The following is a 16,885-nucleotide window of genomic DNA, read 5'->3' on the forward strand; positions in this document are numbered from 1 at the left end:
GAAGATCCAGTGTGGGAGCGAGCCTGCTCGCGATTGGGACATCACAGTCAACACATCACTGTCCGGCTCAACGAAAATCCCGCCGCTGACGAATCAACGTATAGGCGTTGTGCAACTCCCGGGTCTTCTCGGTCGCCTCACGCACCTGCGACGCGGTCGCCCCGCTGCCGGCAATCTTGTCCGGATGATGACGGCTGAGCAGCCGCCGATAAGCCCGCTTGATCTGCTCCGGTTCAGTGGTGGCAGACACACCCAGCAATCTCAAGGCGTCCTGATAAGTCACGGCACTGCTGACTTGCGGACGTCTGTTGGGCTCATAGTCAATCGCCAGCGCCTGAACCTGATGCGTTGTCCAGCCCAGCCACTTGCCCCACTGTGCAATCAACTCACGCTCGCTACTGCCCGCGCGGCCGTCAGCCCAGATCATTCGCCAGCAAGCCCGCAGCACGCCTTCCGCCGCATGGGGCTGGGCACTCAGCCGACGCAGGTATCCGCGCAACCGGTCATTGCCCGACTTGCCGCGATTGAACGCGGCAATCGCCCGACGCTGAGCCGGCTCGCTCATTTCCAGAGAGCGCATTTCCTGGCGCGCCTGCTGGATATGGCCGTCCACGACCCGCCCATCACACTTGGCCAGCCTTCCCAGCAGCACGAAGAGCAGTTCGTCGTTACGCAGGACTGGGCGTCCACCGAGTTTCTCCAGCAGATGCCCCCAACTCTGCAAGTGCAGGCGTCGGTCCAGCGCCTGACCCAACAAGGCGCCGAGCATGGCCCCCGGAATGCTGGCAATGGCAAAGCCTGCTCCGGCTCCAATCAGAGTCCCTGGCCACAGCATGTCAGCGGCTCGCTTCAATCAGTGCTTCAGCCTCGGCCAGACGCTCGTGGGTGCCGACATCGACCCACCGCCCGTTCAGGCGCTCGCCCGACACTTGCCCGTTCGCCATCGCCGCACGCAGCAGCGGCGCCAGTTTGAACGCACCCGCCGAACAGCCTTCGAACAGCTGCGGGTGCAGCACGGCGATACCGCTGTAGGTCAGGTTGGTGGTATCCGGCTGGCCGTCCTGGACTTGCCCGTCGACCAGCTGGAAATCCCCGGACGGGTGATGGGCCGGGTTCTCGGCCAGCACCAGATGCGCCAGGCCGACGATGGGCTGGTGCAGCACGCTGAAGTCGTAATCGGTCCAGATATCACCGTTGACCACGACGAACGCGTCATCGCCCAGTAACGGCAACGCCCGGAAAATCCCGCCGCCGGTTTCCAGCGGTTCGCCCTCCGCGGAATACTGGATGCTCACGCCATAACGTGAACCATCGCCCAGGTAATCTTCGATCTGCTGGCCGAGCCAGGCATGGTTGATCACGATCTCGGTAAAGCCGGCGGCGGCCAGCGCGTGCAGGTGATATTCGATCAGCGGCACCCCGCCGGCGCGAACCAGGGGTTTTGGCGTGGTCAGGGTCAGCGGGCGCATGCGCTCGCCTTTGCCTGCCGCCAGAATCATTGCCTTCATGCTTTGACTCCGGCGCGCAGACTGGCCAGCAACACATCCAGCTCTGCCAGCTCAGGGCGACGGGCGATCACTGCTTCTATATAGGCAAAGAAACGCGGCACATCGGTCAGGTAGCGCGGCTTGCCGTCGCGGTGGCAGATGCGGGCAAAAATGCCGATGACCTTCAGGTGGCGCTGCACGCCCATCAGGTCACTGGCGCGCAGGAAGTCTTCGAAGTCGGCCTGTACCGGAATATTCAGCGCGGCGGCCTGCTGCCAGTAGCGCTCAAGCCAGCCGCGCACGCGCTCTTCCGGCCAACTGAGGAACGCGTCCTTGAACAGGCAGGTGACGTCATAGGTCACAGGACCGTAGACCGCGTCCTGGAAATCCAGCACGCCAGGATTCGGCTCGCTGAGCATCAGGTTGCGCGGCATGTAGTCACGGTGCACCAGGACCTTGGGCTGCGCCAGGGCGCTGTCGATCAGCAGATCGCTGACCTGTTGCCAGAGCACTTGCTGGGCGGCGTCGAACTCGATGCCCAGCTCGCGTTTGACGTACCACTCAGGGAACAGCTCCAGCTCGCGACGCAGCAGCGCCACGTCATAGCTTGGCAGCGGCGCAACCATCGGCAGCTGCTGAAAAGCCAGCAGCGCTTGCAGGGCGTCGTCGAACAACCGGTCGGCGTTTTCGCTGTCGATCACGTCCAGATAGGTCTTGTTGCCCAGGTCATTGAGCAAAAGAAATCCGCGCTCGAGGTCTTCGGCATAAATTTTCGGCACATTTATTCCGGATTTCGCCAGCAAAAAAGCGATATCCACGAAGGGTTTGCAGTTTTCCTGGGGCGGTGGCGCGTCCATCACGATGAAACTTTTATCGGCGCCCTCCCAACGGAAATAACGCCGGAAACTCGCGTCGCTGCTGGCCGCGGTCAATGTGGCCGTGGGTACGGCACCCCAGCCCTGCTCTGCAAAAAGGACCGCCAATTGCTCATCGAGCCAAACTTTCAGGTGTTGCAAACGTACATCTTGGTCAGGCATTGCAAGGGTCTCCGACGGCGCTAGCCGTCAAGCGGGTCATGCTTTATTATCCAGCATCTTTTTCAGACCATCGAGAGGCGTGCGGCCCACACCGCGGGCAGATGGCACGCAGGAAGCCCGGACTAATAAGATGGCATTGAAATCCCCCGCGTTTCGTAAAAAATTTCCGTTGTTGGTAACCGGCAGTCTGCTGGCCCTTCAACCTCTAGCTACTTCCTATGTAGTCGCCGGCGAACAGTATGACTGCTCAGTCTCTGCTTCGGGTGCCTGGGATTGCTCGCCAAAGACGCCTGCGGCTGCATTGCCTCCGCGTCCGGTGCATGACGGCAGCGCCGTTTCCGCCACCGGCGAGAATGCGGCCGAGAGCGGTTCCAGCGAAGAAGCTGGCGCCAAGCCTGCACTCGTCACCGAGTCGAAGGGGCGTGGCCTAAAGTCCCGTAGCGAAGACTACAGCCACCTCGACTGGGTTCCCCGCGAACAACTCACGGCAGCGCAATTGGCCGAAACCGGTCCTTACTGCTCTGGTTCCTATATCGAACCAATTCGTCCTGGCATGAATGACAAGACGAATAAAAGTGACGCGCCCACCTTTATCGGTGCGAAAGCCTCGCGTTACAAGCAGGATGAGCAAGTTGCCACCCTGGCCGGTGACGTGGTCATGCGCCAGGGCAGCATGCAGGTCGAAGCCGACGAAGCCAATCTGTACCAGGCCGAGAACCGCGGCGAGCTGGCCGGCAATGTCCGTATCCGCGACAACGGTGCACTGATCGTTGGCGACCACGCCGACGTTCAACTCGACACCGGTGAAGCCAAGGTCGACAACGCTGAATACGTGATGCACAAGTCGCGTATCCGCGGTAACGCGCTGTACGCCAAACGTGCCGAAAACGCGATCATCCGCCTCAAGGACGGTACGTACACCACGTGTGAACCGAACAGCAACGCCTGGCAGCTCAAGGGCAACAACATCACCTTGAACCCGGCCACCGGTTTCGGTACTGCGACCAACGTTACCCTGCGCGTGAAGGACATTCCGGTCCTCTATACGCCGTACATCTATTTCCCGATCGACGACCGTCGCCAGTCCGGCTTCCTGCCGCCGACCATCGGTACCGGCAGCGATACCGGCTTCATGTTGGTCACGCCGTACTACTTCAACCTGGCACCGAACTACGATGCCACGTTGTATCCGCGCTACATGGCCAAGCGTGGCCTGTTGATGGAAGGCGAATTCCGTTACCTGACCAAATCCAGCGAAGGTCAGTTCGGTGCCGCGTACCTCAACGACGAAGACGACGAGCGCAAGCTGCAGACGGACTACGAAAAAACCCGCTACATGTACAACTGGCAGCACAAAGGTGGTCTGGACTCGCGCGTACTCACGCAAGTCGATTACACCAAGATCAGCGATCCTTATTACTTCCAGGATCTGCAGACTGACCAGATCGGTGTAAAGAGCGCCGACTATGTGAATCAGCAGGGTTCGGTCACTTACCGTGGCGACAGCTACACCGCGCGCGTGAATGCCCAGGCGTATCAACTGGCGACCGTGTCGAACATCACGCCGTACGACCGTTTGCCGCAGATCACCTTCAATGGTCAGCTGCCTTACCACCCGAACGGTCTGAACTTCGATTATCAATCTGAAATCGTGCGTTTTGACCGGGACCTGAAAACCGGTAACTTCACTGACGAAGATGGCAATGTCGAGCCGCGTCTCGATACCAATGTTCAAGGTCTGGCTCGCGCCAATGGCGATCGTTTGAACCTTGCACCGTCTGTCAGCCTGCCAATGCAAGCGACCTATGGTTTCCTGACTCCGAAGCTCAAGTATCAGTACACCCAGTACCAACTGGATCTGGACAGCATCGGCAAGAGCCAGGTTGCTGCGCAGACGGCCGAACAGAACCGACTCAACGGCACTTTCGACTCCAGTCAGAACCGTGGCGTGCCAATTGCCAGTATCGACAGCGGCCTGTACTTCGACCGCAACACATCCTGGTTCGGCAAGAACTACCGTCAGACGCTCGAACCACGCCTGTTCTATCTCTACGTACCAGAGAAGGACCAGGAAGACATTCCAGTGTTCGATACCAGCGAATACACCTTCAACTATGCGTCCCTGTTCCGCGACAACCGCTTCTCGGGCTCCGACCGCGTCGGCGACGAGAACAAGCTATCGCTGGGCGTGACCAGCCGCTGGATCGAAGACAACGGCTTCGAACGTCAACGTATCAGCGTCGGCCAGGCCCTGTATTTCAAGGATCGTGAAGTCCAGTTGCCGGGTATCGATGCCAAAACCCGCGAAGACGCACACTCCAGCGTTTCTCCATACGCACTGGAATACGAATACCGTTGGAACCGCGACTGGCGCACGACTGCCGACTACAACTGGGACCCGGACAGCCGCAGCCCTCGCTCGGGCAGCGCAATGTTCCACTACCAGCCTGAAGACAACCCGAACAAGGTCGTCAACGTTGGCTACCGCTACCGCAACGACCAGGTCCGCTACGACCAGAACACCGGTCAATGGCAGGTCGGCGGTGGCGACTACGGCGTTCCGGGCCAGCCTGGCTACGTGAAGGATTACTACAAGATCCAACAGCACGACTTCTCGGTGATCTGGCCGATCGTGCCGCAATGGAACGCCATCAGCCGCTGGCAGTATGACTACAACCGCAACCGTACCCTGGAAGCCTTCGGTGGCTTCGAGTACGACAGCTGCTGCTGGAAACTGCGCCTGATCAACCGTTACTGGGTCGATTACGAAGAGTTCAGCCAGGACGCACCGCAAAACGAAAAAGGCGACCATGGCGTCTTCCTCCAAATTGTTCTGAAGGGACTCGGCGGCCTCACCGGCGCCAAGGTAGAGAGCTTCCTCGACAAAGGCATTCAAGGTTATCGTGAACGTGAAGACCAAGCTTTCTGATTGTCTGCGCCCGCTGATGCTGGGCGCGCTGTTCCTGAGTACTGCGGCCAGCGCCGCAGTACAGTCCATCGATAAAGTAGTGGCCATCGTCGACAACGACGTGGTCATGCAGAGTCAACTGGATCAACGGGTACATGAAGTCCAGCAAACCATCGCCAAGCGTGGTTCGGCCGTACCGCCAGCCAGCGTACTGGAGCAGCAGGTACTGGAACGCCTGATCGTCGAGAACCTGCAACTGCAGATCGGCGAACGTTCCGGCATCCGCATCACCGATGAAGAACTGAACCAGGCTGTCGGCACCATCGCCCAGCGCAACAACATGTCGGTCGAGCAATTCCGTGCCGCCCTGAGTCGCGATGGCCTGTCTTACGACGACGCCCGCGAGCAGATTCGTCGCGAAATGGTCATCAGCCGCGTGCGTCAGCGCCGTGTAGCAGAACGCATCCAGGTCACCGAGCAGGAAGTGAAGAACTTCCTGGCTTCCGATCTGGGCAAGATGCAGCTGTCCGAAGAGTTCCGCCTCTCCAACATCCTGATTCCTACGCCGGAAAGCGCCAACTCCGACGCGATTCAGGCTGCCGCCAAACAGGCTGATGCCGTTTACCAGCAGCTCAAGCAAGGCGCTGACTTCGGTCAGTTGGCCATTGCCAAATCTGCCAGTGAATCAGCACTTGAAGGCGGTGACATGGGCTGGCGTAAGGCCGCTCAACTGCCACCACCCTTCGACCGCCTGCTGAGTACCATGACCGTTGGCGACGTTACTCAGCCAATGCGTACACCGGGCGGCTTCATCATCCTGAAGATCACCGACAAGCGTGGCGGTGAATCGCAGGTGCGTGACGAAGTGCACGTGCGGCACATTCTGGTCAAACCAAGCCCGATCCGTGACGAAGCCAAGACCAAGGCGCTGGCCGAGTCGCTCTATGCTCGCATCGAGTCTGGCGAAGATTTCGGTGAACTGGCCAAGAGCTTCTCTGAAGACCCGGGTTCGGCGCTCAACGGCGGCGACCTGAACTGGATCGACCCGAACGCCCTGGTTCCGGAGTTCCGCGAAGTGATGGCCAAGACCCCGCAAGGTCAGCTGTCCAAGCCGTTCCAGACTCAATATGGCTGGCACGTACTGGAAGTCCTTGGCCGTCGCGCCACCGACAGCACCACTCAGGCTCGTGAGCAGCAGGCAATGACCGTACTGCGTAACCGCAAATACGACGAAGAGCTGCAAACCTGGCTGCGTCAGATCCGTGACGAAGCGTACGTTGAAATCAAACTCCCTGGCGCCGACCAGGCAGCGCAGTGAAGCCCAAACGCTTTGCGTTGACACCCGGCGAACCGGCGGGCATAGGTCCAGACCTGTGCCTGCTACTCGCCTCGCAAGCCCAGCCACATCCCCTGATTGCCATCACCAGTCGCGACCTGCTCCTCGAGCGGGCCGCGCAACTTGGTATGGCCGTCGACTTGCTGCCGGTTACACCGGACAACTGGCCGGAGGCACCTGCTCCAGCCAATAGCCTGTATGTCTGGGATACGCCGTTGAACGCCAAGGTCGCCGCCGGGCAACTGGACAAGGCCAACGCCGCCTTCGTTCTGGAAACCCTGACCCGCGCAGGCCAAGGCTGCCTGGACGGACATTTCGCCGGGATGATCACCGCACCTGTGCACAAGGGCGTGATCAACGAGTCCGGGATTGCCTTTTCCGGGCACACGGAGTTCCTCGCCGACCTGACCCACACCGCACAGGTGGTCATGATGCTCGCCACCCGCGGCTTGCGCGTGGCGCTGGTCACCACTCACCTGCCGCTGCGCGAGATTGCCGATGCGATCACGCCGGAGCGCCTGGAGCGAGTCACACGAATCCTCCATACCGATCTGCAGGAAAAATTCGGCATCGCCCAGCCACGCATTCTGGTGTGTGGGCTCAACCCCCACGCCGGTGAAGGCGGACATCTGGGCCATGAAGAAATCGATATCATCGAACCCACATTGGAGCGCCTGCGCGGCGAAGGCATGGACCTGCGCGGTCCCCTGCCCGCCGACACGCTGTTTACCCCCAAATATCTGGAGCACTGCGACGCAGTGCTGGCGATGTACCACGACCAGGGCCTGCCTGTGCTGAAATACAAAGGCTTCGGCGCTGCGGTCAACGTGACCCTCGGCTTGCCGATCATCCGCACATCGGTCGACCATGGCACCGCCCTGGACCTGGCCGGCAGCGGCAAGATCGACACCGGCAGCCTGCAAGTCGCCCTGGAAACCGCCTACCAGATGGCCGAGACCCGTTTATGACCGAGCAATACCAACACAAGGCGCGCAAGCGCTTTGGCCAGAACTTTCTGCACGATGCCGGGGTTATCGACCGCATCCTGCGTTCCATTCACGCCAAACCCGATGACCGGATGCTGGAAATCGGCCCGGGCCAAGGCGCATTGACCGTCGGCCTGCTTGGCAGCGGTGCCCAGCTTGACGTGGTGGAACTGGACAAGGACCTGATCCCGATCCTGAACCAGCAGTTCGCCGGCAAGAGCAACTTCAACCTGCATCAGGGCGATGCGCTGAAGTTCGACTTCAATACCCTGAACGCCGCACCGGGCAGCCTGCGGGTGGTTGGCAACCTGCCCTACAACATCTCCACGCCGCTGATCTTCCACCTGCTGCACAACTCGCACCTGATTCGTGACATGCACTTCATGTTGCAGAAGGAAGTGGTCGAGCGCCTTGCCGCAGGGCCGGGTGGTGGCGACTGGGGCCGTTTGTCGATCATGGTTCAGTACCACTGCCGGGTCGAGCACCTGTTCAACGTCGGCCCGGGCGCGTTCAATCCGCCACCGAAAGTCGATTCGGCCATCGTGCGCCTGGTGCCCCACACCGTGCTGCCGCACCCGGCCAAAGACCATCGTCTGCTGGAGCGCGTGGTGCGTGAAGCGTTCAACCAGCGCCGCAAGACCCTGCGCAACACCCTCAAGTTGTTGCTCAGCAACGCCGAAATCGAGGCCGCCGGTGTCGATGGCGGTTTGCGTCCCGAGCAACTGGATCTGGCAGCCTTCGTGCGCCTGGCTGACAAACTCAGCGAACAGGCTCAACAGAAGACCGCAGACGCCTGACAGCGCTCGAACGTTATCGGGTAGGACACCAGCGCCCATGTCTGGTTTACTACCCGATTCTTGTCCTAGACTGATCCCTATCAGCTACGCCCCGCGTCCCGCTCCGAATTTAAGGCCTCTTGCATGTCCGATCCTCGTTATCAGGTCGACGTCAGCGTCGTCACCCGCTATCTGGCAGAACAATCGCAACCCGAACAAGACCGCTTTGCCTTCGCCTACACGATCACCGTGCAAAACAACGGCCTGATGCCAGCCAAACTGCTGTCACGGCACTGGGTCATCACCGATGGCGACGGGCATGTCGAAGAGGTTCGCGGCGCGGGCGTGGTTGGCCAGCAGCCATTGATCGAGGCAGGCAAGAGCCACACCTACAGCAGCGGCACGGTCATGACCACCAAGGTGGGGACCATGCAAGGCAGCTATCAGATGATCGCCGACGACGGTAAGCATTTCGACGCCATCATCGCCCCGTTCCGTCTGGCGGTGCCCGGAGCCCTGCACTGATGGCGACTTACGCGGTCGGCGACCTGCAAGGCTGCCTTGAAGCGCTGCAATGCCTGCTCAAGCAAGTCGCGTTTGACCCGGCAAAGGATCGTCTGTGGCTGGTGGGCGATCTGGTCAACCGCGGCCCGCAATCGCTGGAAACCCTGCGTTTTCTCTACGGCATCCGCGAATCGCTGGTGTGCGTGCTCGGCAACCACGACCTTCATCTACTGGCAGCCGGACACAACATCGAGCGCCTGAAGAAGGCCGACACACTGCGCGAGATCATCGACGCCCCCGACAGCGCCGAACTGCTTGATTGGCTGCGCCAGCAGAAACTCCTGCATTACGACGAACAGCGCAACGTCGCCCTTGTCCATGCCGGCATCCCTCCGCAGTGGTCGCTGCGCAAGGCCTTGAAGTACGCCGCCGAGGTTGAGGCCGCACTGCGCGATGACAACCTGTTCCCGGCCTACCTCGACGGCATGTACGGCAACGATCCGGCGAAATGGGACAACGACCTCAAAGGCGTGACGCGCCTGCGGGTGATCACCAACTATTTCACCCGGATGCGCTTCTGCACGGCCGAAGGCAAGCTCGACCTCAAGAGCAAGGAAGGCCTGGACAGCGCCCCGCCCGGCTACAAACCCTGGTTCCAGCACAAGGACCGCAAGACCAAGGATGTGAAAATCATTTTTGGTCACTGGGCGGCGCTGGAAGGCAAGGTCCTGGATACGAGCATCTCGGCTCTCGACACCGGTTGCGTCTGGGGCGGTGCCCTGACCCTGATGAATGTCGACACAGGCGAGCGCCTGTCCTGCAAATGCGATGAGCACGGCCACGCCGCCAAGCCACCAGTCGCCCCGATCACTCCCGAACCATCGTCAGCCAGCGCCCCGCGCTAGACTGCGCTTTCAGCCGAGCCACAGGAGCCCGCCATGAGCGAATTCAAACGTATTCCACCGGAACAGGCCCACGCCCTGCGCGAACAGGGCGCAGTCGTGGTCGACATCCGCGACCCGGCCACCTATGCCGCTCTGCACATCAGCGGCTCGAAGCATCTGGACAACCACTCGGTCTCCGACTTCATTCGCAACGCCGACCTCGACGCGCCGACCGTGGTGGTCTGCTACCACGGCAACTCCAGCCAAAGCGCGGCGGCCTACCTGATCAGCCAGGGTTTCTCCGACGTCTACAGCATGGATGGCGGCTTTGAACTGTGGCGTACGACTTTTCCTTCGGAAACTGCGCAAGGCACTTCCGAATAATATTTTTGTAACGCGCAAGCCCCCGGCTTGCGCGGGCTGGCGCGGTGGCAGACGAACGGTCAGCCACAACTAATTACGTATCTCGCCTTTACCTCCCGAATTCCCAACTATCCTTAAGCGCAGGCCATCCAAAACAGGGGAGAGCCGGTACACCGGCGCACGGATCATCGGGAGTAGCTTTCGGAGTCGTCAGCTTCGGAAGGTTTCTGGGGGGTAAACAGCGACTGCCTGTTCGGTCGCTGCCAGCATCGACTGAGTGATCCGGCGTCGGCTCCACGTATCGAGCGAGGTGACGTCATGAGTATCTTTAGCCACTTCCAACAACGTTTCGAGTCCACACGCCAGGAAGAACTCTCGCTGCAAGAGTACCTGGAGCTGTGCAAAAAGGACCGTAGCGCCTACGTTTCCGCCGCCGAGCGTCTGCTCCTGGCCATCGGTGAACCGGAGCTGCTGGACACCTCGACCAACTCGAGGCTGTCGCGAATTTTCTCCAACAAGGTGATCCGCCGCTATCCGGCCTTTGAAGACTTCCACGGGATGGAAGAATGCATCGACCAGATCGTGTCGTATTTCCGCCATGCCGCTCAGGGCCTGGAAGAGAAGAAACAGATCCTCTATCTGCTCGGCCCAGTCGGCGGCGGTAAATCGTCCCTGGCCGAAAAGCTCAAGCAACTGATGGAACGCGTGCCCTTCTACGCGATCAAGGGCTCGCCGGTATTCGAATCGCCTTTGGGTCTGTTCAACGCTGCTGAAGACGGCGCGATCCTCGAGGAAGATTTCGGCATTCCACGTCGCTACCTGAACACCATCATGTCCCCTTGGGCCACCAAGCGCCTCGCCGAATTCGGTGGCGACATCAGCCAGTTCCGCGTGGTCAAACTCTACCCGTCGATCCTCAACCAGATCGCCGTGGCCAAAACCGAGCCGGGAGATGAAAACAACCAGGACATCTCGGCACTGGTGGGCAAGGTCGATATCCGCAAACTGGAAGAATTCCCGCAAAACGACGCCGACGCCTACAGCTACTCGGGCGCACTGTGCCGGGCCAACCAGGGCCTGATGGAGTTCGTCGAAATGTTCAAGGCGCCGATCAAGGTGCTGCACCCACTGCTGACCGCCACCCAGGAAGGCAACTACAACAGTACCGAAGGCTTGGGGGCGATTCCGTTCACCGGAATTCTGCTGGCCCACTCCAACGAATCGGAATGGCATACCTTCCGCAATAACAAGAACAACGAAGCTTTCATCGACCGGATCTACATCGTCAAAGTGCCGTACTGCCTGCGGGTCAGCGACGAAGTGAAGATCTACGACAAACTGCTGTTCAACAGCTCTCTGGCCAAGGCCCATTGCGCTCCCGACACCCTGAAAATGCTCGCCCAGTTCACCGTGCTCTCTCGCCTGAAGGAGCCGGAGAACTCGAACATCTATTCCAAGATGCGCGTGTATGACGGCGAAAACCTCAAGGACACCGATCCGAAGGCCAAGTCGATCCAGGAGTACCGCGACAACGCCGGCGTCGATGAAGGCATGAACGGACTGTCGACCCGCTTCGCGTTCAAGATCCTGTCCAAGGTGTTCAACTTCGATCCGCACGAAATCGCCGCCAACCCGGTGCACCTGCTGTACGTGCTGGAACAACAGATCGAACAGGAACAATTCCAGGCCGAAACCCGCGAGCGCTACCTGCGGTATCTGAAGGAATACCTGGCACCGCGCTATATCGAATTCATCGGCAAGGAGATCCAGACCGCCTACCTCGAGTCTTACAGCGAGTACGGCCAGAACATCTTCGATCGTTATGTGCTGTACGCCGACTTCTGGATCCAGGACCAGGAATACCGTGATCCGGAAACCGGTGAAATCCTCAACCGCGTGGCACTCAACGAGGAACTGGAAAAAATCGAAAAACCGGCCGGCATCAGCAATCCGAAGGATTTCCGCAACGAAATCGTCAACTTCGTTTTGCGCGCCCGGGCCAACAACAACGGCAAGAACCCGACCTGGCTCAGCTACGAAAAACTGCGGGTGGTCATCGAGAAGAAAATGTTCTCCAACACCGAGGACCTGCTGCCGGTCATCAGCTTCAATGCCAAGGCCAGCAAAGAAGACCAGCAGAAACACAACGACTTCGTCACACGGATGGTCGAGCGGGGCTACACCGACAAACAGGTACGACTGCTGTCCGAGTGGTATCTGCGGGTCAGAAAGTCCCAGTAACCCGCCGCCGGCAAGACCGGTTGTCGTCAGCCGGAGGCCTGTTCCAGCATTTTCTGCTACACAGGCCTCTGGAAGGTGTTCGAAAGACGCCAGCGAGGTTCGCGCAGTATCGACAGCGCTTGGGGGAGCCTGTACATCCCTTGGCATTTGGCGTGCTGCCTGATCGCTCGCCCCTTTCGGGACAGCTTCTAAGGAGCAGTCATGAGCTATGTGATCGACCGACGTCTCAATGGCAAGAACAAGAGCACGGTAAACCGTCAGCGGTTTCTGCGGCGCTACCGTGACCACATCAAAAAGGCCGTCGAAGAGGCAGTCAGCCGGCGTTCCATCACGGATATGGAACATGGCGAGCAAATCAGCATTCCCGGCCGCGACATCGATGAGCCGGTGCTTCACCATGGTCGCGGTGGCAAACAGACCGTCGTCCACCCCGGCAACAAGGAATTCACCAGCGGTGAGCACATTGCACGCCCGCCGGGAGGTGGTGGCGGCAGAGGGCCTGGCAAGGCCGGTAATTCGGGTGAAGGGATGGACGAATTCGTCTTCCAGATCACCCAGGAGGAATTCCTCGAGTTCATGTTCGAGGACCTTGAGCTGCCCAACCTGGTCAAGCGCAACCTGACCGGCACTGACACCTTCAAGACGGTACGGGCCGGGATCAGTAACGAAGGCAATCCATCGCGGATCAACATCATCCGCACCCTGCGTTCGGCCCATGCGCGGCGAATCGCCCTGTCCGGCAGCAGCCGCGCGAAACTGCGCGAAGCCAAGGAAGAACTTCTGCGACTTCGGCAGGAAGAGCCGGATAACTTCGGCGATATTCAGGAACTGGAAGCTGAAATCGAAAAACTCAGCGCGCGCATTCACCGCGTGCCGTTCCTCGATACCTTCGACCTCAAATACAACCTGCTCATCAAGCAACCCAACCCCAGCTCCAAGGCGGTGATGTTCTGCCTGATGGACGTGTCCGGCTCCATGACCCAAGCAACCAAGGACATCGCCAAACGCTTCTTCATCCTGCTGTATCTGTTTCTCAAGCGTAACTACGACAAGATCGATGTGGTGTTCATCCGTCACCACACCAGCGCCCGCGAAGTGGACGAAGAGGAGTTTTTCTACTCCCGGGAAACCGGTGGCACCATCGTGTCCAGCGCACTGAAACTGATGCAGGAGATCATGGCCGAGCGCTATCCGGCCAATGAATGGAACATCTACGCGGCCCAGGCTTCCGACGGCGACAACTGGAACGATGACTCGCCGATCTGCCGCGACATCCTCATCAACCAGATCATGCCGTTCGTGCAGTACTACACTTACGTCGAGATCACCCCGCGCGAACATCAGGCCTTGTGGTTCGAATACGAGCGCATTGCCGAAGCCTTTTCCGACACTTTTGCCCAGCAACAACTGGTCTCGGCCGGAGATATCTACCCGGTCTTCCGTGAACTCTTCCAGCGCAGGTTAGTGACATGACCGCCAAAGAGCAGAAGCGCCAACCCATTTCCACCGGTTCCGAGTGGACGTTCGAGCTGATCCAGAGCTACGACCGTGAAATCAGTCGTATCGCCGCTCGCTATGCCCTCGATACCTACCCTAACCAGATCGAAGTGATCACCGCCGAACAGATGATGGACGCCTATGCCTCTGTCGGCATGCCGCTGGGTTATCACCACTGGTCCTACGGCAAGCACTTCCTAAGCACCGAAAAGTCCTACAGCCGTGGCCAGATGGGGCTGGCCTACGAAATCGTGATCAACTCAGACCCGTGCATTGCCTATCTGATGGAGGAAAACACCATCTGCATGCAGGCACTCGTGGTGGCCCACGCCTGCTACGGGCACAACAGCTTCTTCAAGGGTAATTACCTGTTCCGCACCTGGACCGATGCCAGTTCGATCATCGATTACCTGGTGTTCGCCAAGCAGTACATCATGCAGTGCGAAGAGCGCCACGGTATCGACGCGGTCGAGGACCTGCTCGATTCCTGCCACGCCCTGATGAACTACGGCGTCGACCGCTACAAACGCCCTTACCCGATCTCCGCTGAAGAAGAGCGCCGCCGGCAAAAGGACCGGGAAGAACACTTGCAGAAGCAGATCAACGACCTGTGGCGCACCATTCCCAAAGGCGCCGACAAATACAGCGAAAAGGACAACGCCCGATTCCCTGCCGAACCGCAGGAAAATATTCTCTATTTCATTGAAAAACACGCTCCGCTGCTGGAGCCGTGGCAGCGGGAAATCGTGCGTATCGTGCGCAAGATCGCCCAGTATTTTTATCCACAACGTCAGACCCAGGTGATGAACGAAGGTTGGGCCACCTTCTGGCACTACACCCTGATGAATGACCTGTATGACGAAGGCCTGGTCACCGACGGCTTCATGATGGAGTTCCTGACATCTCACACCAGTGTGGTGTTCCAGCCCGGCTTTGACAGCCCTTACTACAGCGGTATCAACCCCTACGCCCTGGGCTTTGCCATGTACCGCGACATCCGGCGCATGTGCGAAGAGCCTACGGACGAGGATCGCCGCTGGTTCCCGGAAATCGCCGGCAGCGACTGGCTCTCGACCATCAAGTTCGCCATGAGCAGCTTCAAGGACGAAAGCTTCATCCTGCAGTACCTGTCACCCAAAGTGATTCGCGACCTGAAACTGTTCAGCATCCTCGACGATGATCAGAAGGACGATCTACTGGTCCCGGCCATTCATGACGAGGGCGGATACCGGATCATCCGTGAAACCCTGGCCGCCCAGTACAACCTGGGCAATCGTGAACCCAACGTGCAGATCTACAGCATCGACCGCCGTGGCGACCGCTCTTTGACTTTGCGCCACCAGCAGCACGACCGTAAACCGCTGGGAGAGTCCACCGAGGAAGTGCTCAAGCACCTGCACCGCCTCTGGGGCTTCGATATTCATCTGGAAACCCTGCAAGGGGAGCAGGTGATGAAAACCCACCACGTACCACCCAGAAGTGAACATGCCGAGGGGGATTACGGGCGACTGGACCTGGCTGTCATCCATCTCTGATCCTGTTTGAACCTCCGCAAGTTCGACGCAAAGGTTATCCTGTCGAGCTAACGGAGGTTTTTTATGCGGATCTATAAAGTTGGCGGCGCCGTACGCGATCGCCTGCTGGGACTACCGGTTACTGACATCGACCGCGTCGTGGTCGGTGCCACGACCGAAGAAATGCTTACTCAGGGATATCGCCCGGTCGGTGCGGATTTTCCGGTTTTTCTTCATCCCAAGACCGGTGAGGAATACGCCCTCGCCCGGACCGAGCGCAAAAGTGGTCGCGGTTATGGCGGCTTCACCTTTCACGCCAGCCCCGAAGTCACCCTCGAAGAAGACCTGATCCGTCGAGACCTGACGATCAATGCCATGGCCGAGGACGATCAGCAGAATCTGACCGATCCCTACCACGGCCAGCGCGACCTCCAAGCGCGAATCTTGCGCCACGTTTCCCCTGCATTCGCCGAAGATCCCCTCAGGGTCCTGCGCGTTGCCCGTTTTGCCGCACGCTATTCCGAACTTGGCTTCACGGTCGCCCCTGAAACGCTGGAACTGATGCGGCAACTCAGCGAGTCCGGCGAGTTGGAAGCCCTGACAGCGGAACGGAGCTGGAAAGAAATCTCCCGCGCACTGATGGAAAACCAGCCACAGGTATTCATCGAAGTGCTGCGAGCCTGCGGGGCACTCAAGGTGCTGATGCCGGAAGTCGATGCGCTGTTCGGCGTTCCGCAACCGCAAGCGCATCACCCTGAAATCGACACCGGAGCGCACACCCTCAGCGTGCTGCAGCAGGCAGCCGTACACAAACAACCGCTGACCGTGCGCTGGGCCTGCCTGCTGCATGACCTGGGCAAGGGGCTGACACCGGAAGAGGAATGGCCACGACACATCGCCCATGAGTTCAAGGGTCTCAAGCTGATCAAGGCGGTGAACGAGCGCTTCAAGGCGCCTAGGGACTGCCAGGAACTGGCGCTGCTGGTAGGCGAGTATCACACCCATGGTCATCGCGCCCTGGAGTTGAAACCGTCCACCCTGCTGGAGTTGCTGCAGAGCTTCGACGTCTACCGTCGGCCGCAACGCTTCGAGGAGTTCATCGCGGCGTGCGAGATGGATGCACGTGGGCGTAAAGGGCTGGAAGAAAGAAATTATCCACAGGCGGATTATTTGCGCGGCGCAGCCAGCGCCGCACGAGGCGTGGCGGTTCAGCCGTTGCTGGAGAAGGGATTCAAAGGGCCGGAACTGGGTGAAGCGATCAAGCGCGAACGGCTCAAGGCGTTGAAGGCATACAAGGAAAGTGCGTTGGGCTGAAAAGCTTCGCGGGCAAGCCTCGCTCCTACAGGCCCATG

Annotated in this window: 14 protein-coding genes; 11 read left to right on the forward strand and 3 right to left on the reverse strand. The window is 59.5% G+C overall.

Annotated features, from left to right (window positions below; all coding sequences use genetic code 11):
• Positions 1-67: 67 nt before the first annotated feature.
• Genes K9857_RS24505 through K9857_RS24515 form a run of 3 tightly spaced genes read right to left on the reverse strand, consistent with a single transcriptional unit; the run spans position 68 to position 2,524 of the window.
• On the reverse strand, positions 68-835 hold the full coding sequence (locus tag K9857_RS24505) for a DnaJ domain-containing protein (RefSeq protein ID WP_224540171.1): 768 nt from the start codon (positions 833-835) through the stop codon (positions 68-70).
• A gap of 1 nt (position 836) precedes the next feature.
• The gene (gene murU / locus K9857_RS24510) at positions 837-1,508 is read right to left on the reverse strand and encodes an N-acetylmuramate alpha-1-phosphate uridylyltransferase MurU (protein ID WP_224540174.1); all 672 of its coding nucleotides are present in this window, start codon (positions 1,506-1,508) and stop codon (positions 837-839) included.
• On the reverse strand, positions 1,505-2,524 hold the full coding sequence (locus tag K9857_RS24515; protein WP_224540176.1) for an aminoglycoside phosphotransferase family protein: 1,020 nt from the start codon (positions 2,522-2,524) through the stop codon (positions 1,505-1,507). The genes murU and K9857_RS24515 overlap by 4 nt, the downstream gene beginning before the upstream one ends.
• Positions 2,525-2,654: 130 nt before the next feature.
• On the opposite strand from K9857_RS24515, the gene K9857_RS24520 reads away from it, so the two are divergent.
• From K9857_RS24520 to K9857_RS24570, 11 genes are all read left to right on the forward strand, one after another.
• On the forward strand, positions 2,655-5,453 hold the full coding sequence (locus tag K9857_RS24520; RefSeq protein WP_224540178.1) for an LPS-assembly protein LptD: 2,799 nt from the start codon (positions 2,655-2,657) through the stop codon (positions 5,451-5,453).
• The gene (surA, locus tag K9857_RS24525; RefSeq protein ID WP_224540180.1) at positions 5,434-6,750 is read left to right on the forward strand and encodes a peptidylprolyl isomerase SurA; all 1,317 of its coding nucleotides are present in this window, start codon (positions 5,434-5,436) and stop codon (positions 6,748-6,750) included. Before K9857_RS24520 ends, surA begins: the two co-directional genes overlap by 20 nt.
• On the forward strand, positions 6,747-7,736 hold the full coding sequence (pdxA, locus tag K9857_RS24530) for a 4-hydroxythreonine-4-phosphate dehydrogenase PdxA (RefSeq protein WP_224540182.1): 990 nt from the start codon (positions 6,747-6,749) through the stop codon (positions 7,734-7,736). Before surA ends, pdxA begins: the two co-directional genes overlap by 4 nt.
• Entirely contained in the window at positions 7,733-8,551 is an 819-nt protein-coding gene (rsmA, locus tag K9857_RS24535; protein WP_224540184.1) for a 16S rRNA (adenine(1518)-N(6)/adenine(1519)-N(6))-dimethyltransferase RsmA, read from the forward strand. The genes pdxA and rsmA overlap by 4 nt, the downstream gene beginning before the upstream one ends.
• 123 nt (positions 8,552-8,674) lie before the next feature.
• Positions 8,675-9,055 carry a Co2+/Mg2+ efflux protein ApaG gene (gene apaG, locus K9857_RS24540; RefSeq protein ID WP_224540186.1) on the forward strand — a complete coding sequence of 127 codons (381 nt, stop codon included), beginning with the start codon at positions 8,675-8,677 and terminating at the stop codon, positions 9,053-9,055.
• Positions 9,055-9,939: a symmetrical bis(5'-nucleosyl)-tetraphosphatase gene (locus tag K9857_RS24545; protein WP_224540189.1), complete on the forward strand. Its 885-nt coding sequence runs from the start codon at positions 9,055-9,057 to the stop codon at positions 9,937-9,939. Before apaG ends, K9857_RS24545 begins: the two co-directional genes overlap by 1 nt.
• Before the next feature lie 33 nt (positions 9,940-9,972).
• On the forward strand, positions 9,973-10,302 hold the full coding sequence (glpE, locus tag K9857_RS24550) for a thiosulfate sulfurtransferase GlpE (protein ID WP_224540190.1): 330 nt from the start codon (positions 9,973-9,975) through the stop codon (positions 10,300-10,302).
• A 297-nt stretch (positions 10,303-10,599) separates the two neighbouring features.
• Positions 10,600-12,522 carry a PrkA family serine protein kinase gene (locus K9857_RS24555; protein ID WP_224540192.1) on the forward strand — a complete coding sequence of 641 codons (1,923 nt, stop codon included), beginning with the start codon at positions 10,600-10,602 and terminating at the stop codon, positions 12,520-12,522.
• Between the two features lie 201 nt (positions 12,523-12,723).
• Positions 12,724-13,995 (forward strand): YeaH/YhbH family protein, encoded by a 1,272-nt coding sequence (locus K9857_RS24560; RefSeq protein ID WP_175378553.1) that lies wholly within the window; start codon positions 12,724-12,726, stop codon positions 13,993-13,995.
• Entirely contained in the window at positions 13,992-15,554 is a 1,563-nt protein-coding gene (locus K9857_RS24565; protein ID WP_224540194.1) for a SpoVR family protein, read from the forward strand. Before K9857_RS24560 ends, K9857_RS24565 begins: the two co-directional genes overlap by 4 nt.
• Before the next feature lie 63 nt (positions 15,555-15,617).
• Complete coding sequence (locus K9857_RS24570) at positions 15,618-16,847, forward strand: multifunctional CCA addition/repair protein (protein WP_224540196.1); 1,230 nt, start codon at positions 15,618-15,620, stop codon at positions 16,845-16,847.
• The last annotated feature ends 38 nt before the right edge of the window (positions 16,848-16,885 follow it).

Origin of the sequence: Pseudomonas sp. REP124 (assembly GCF_020164475.1) — a bacterium.
GTDB lineage: Bacteria > Pseudomonadota > Gammaproteobacteria > Pseudomonadales > Pseudomonadaceae > Aquipseudomonas.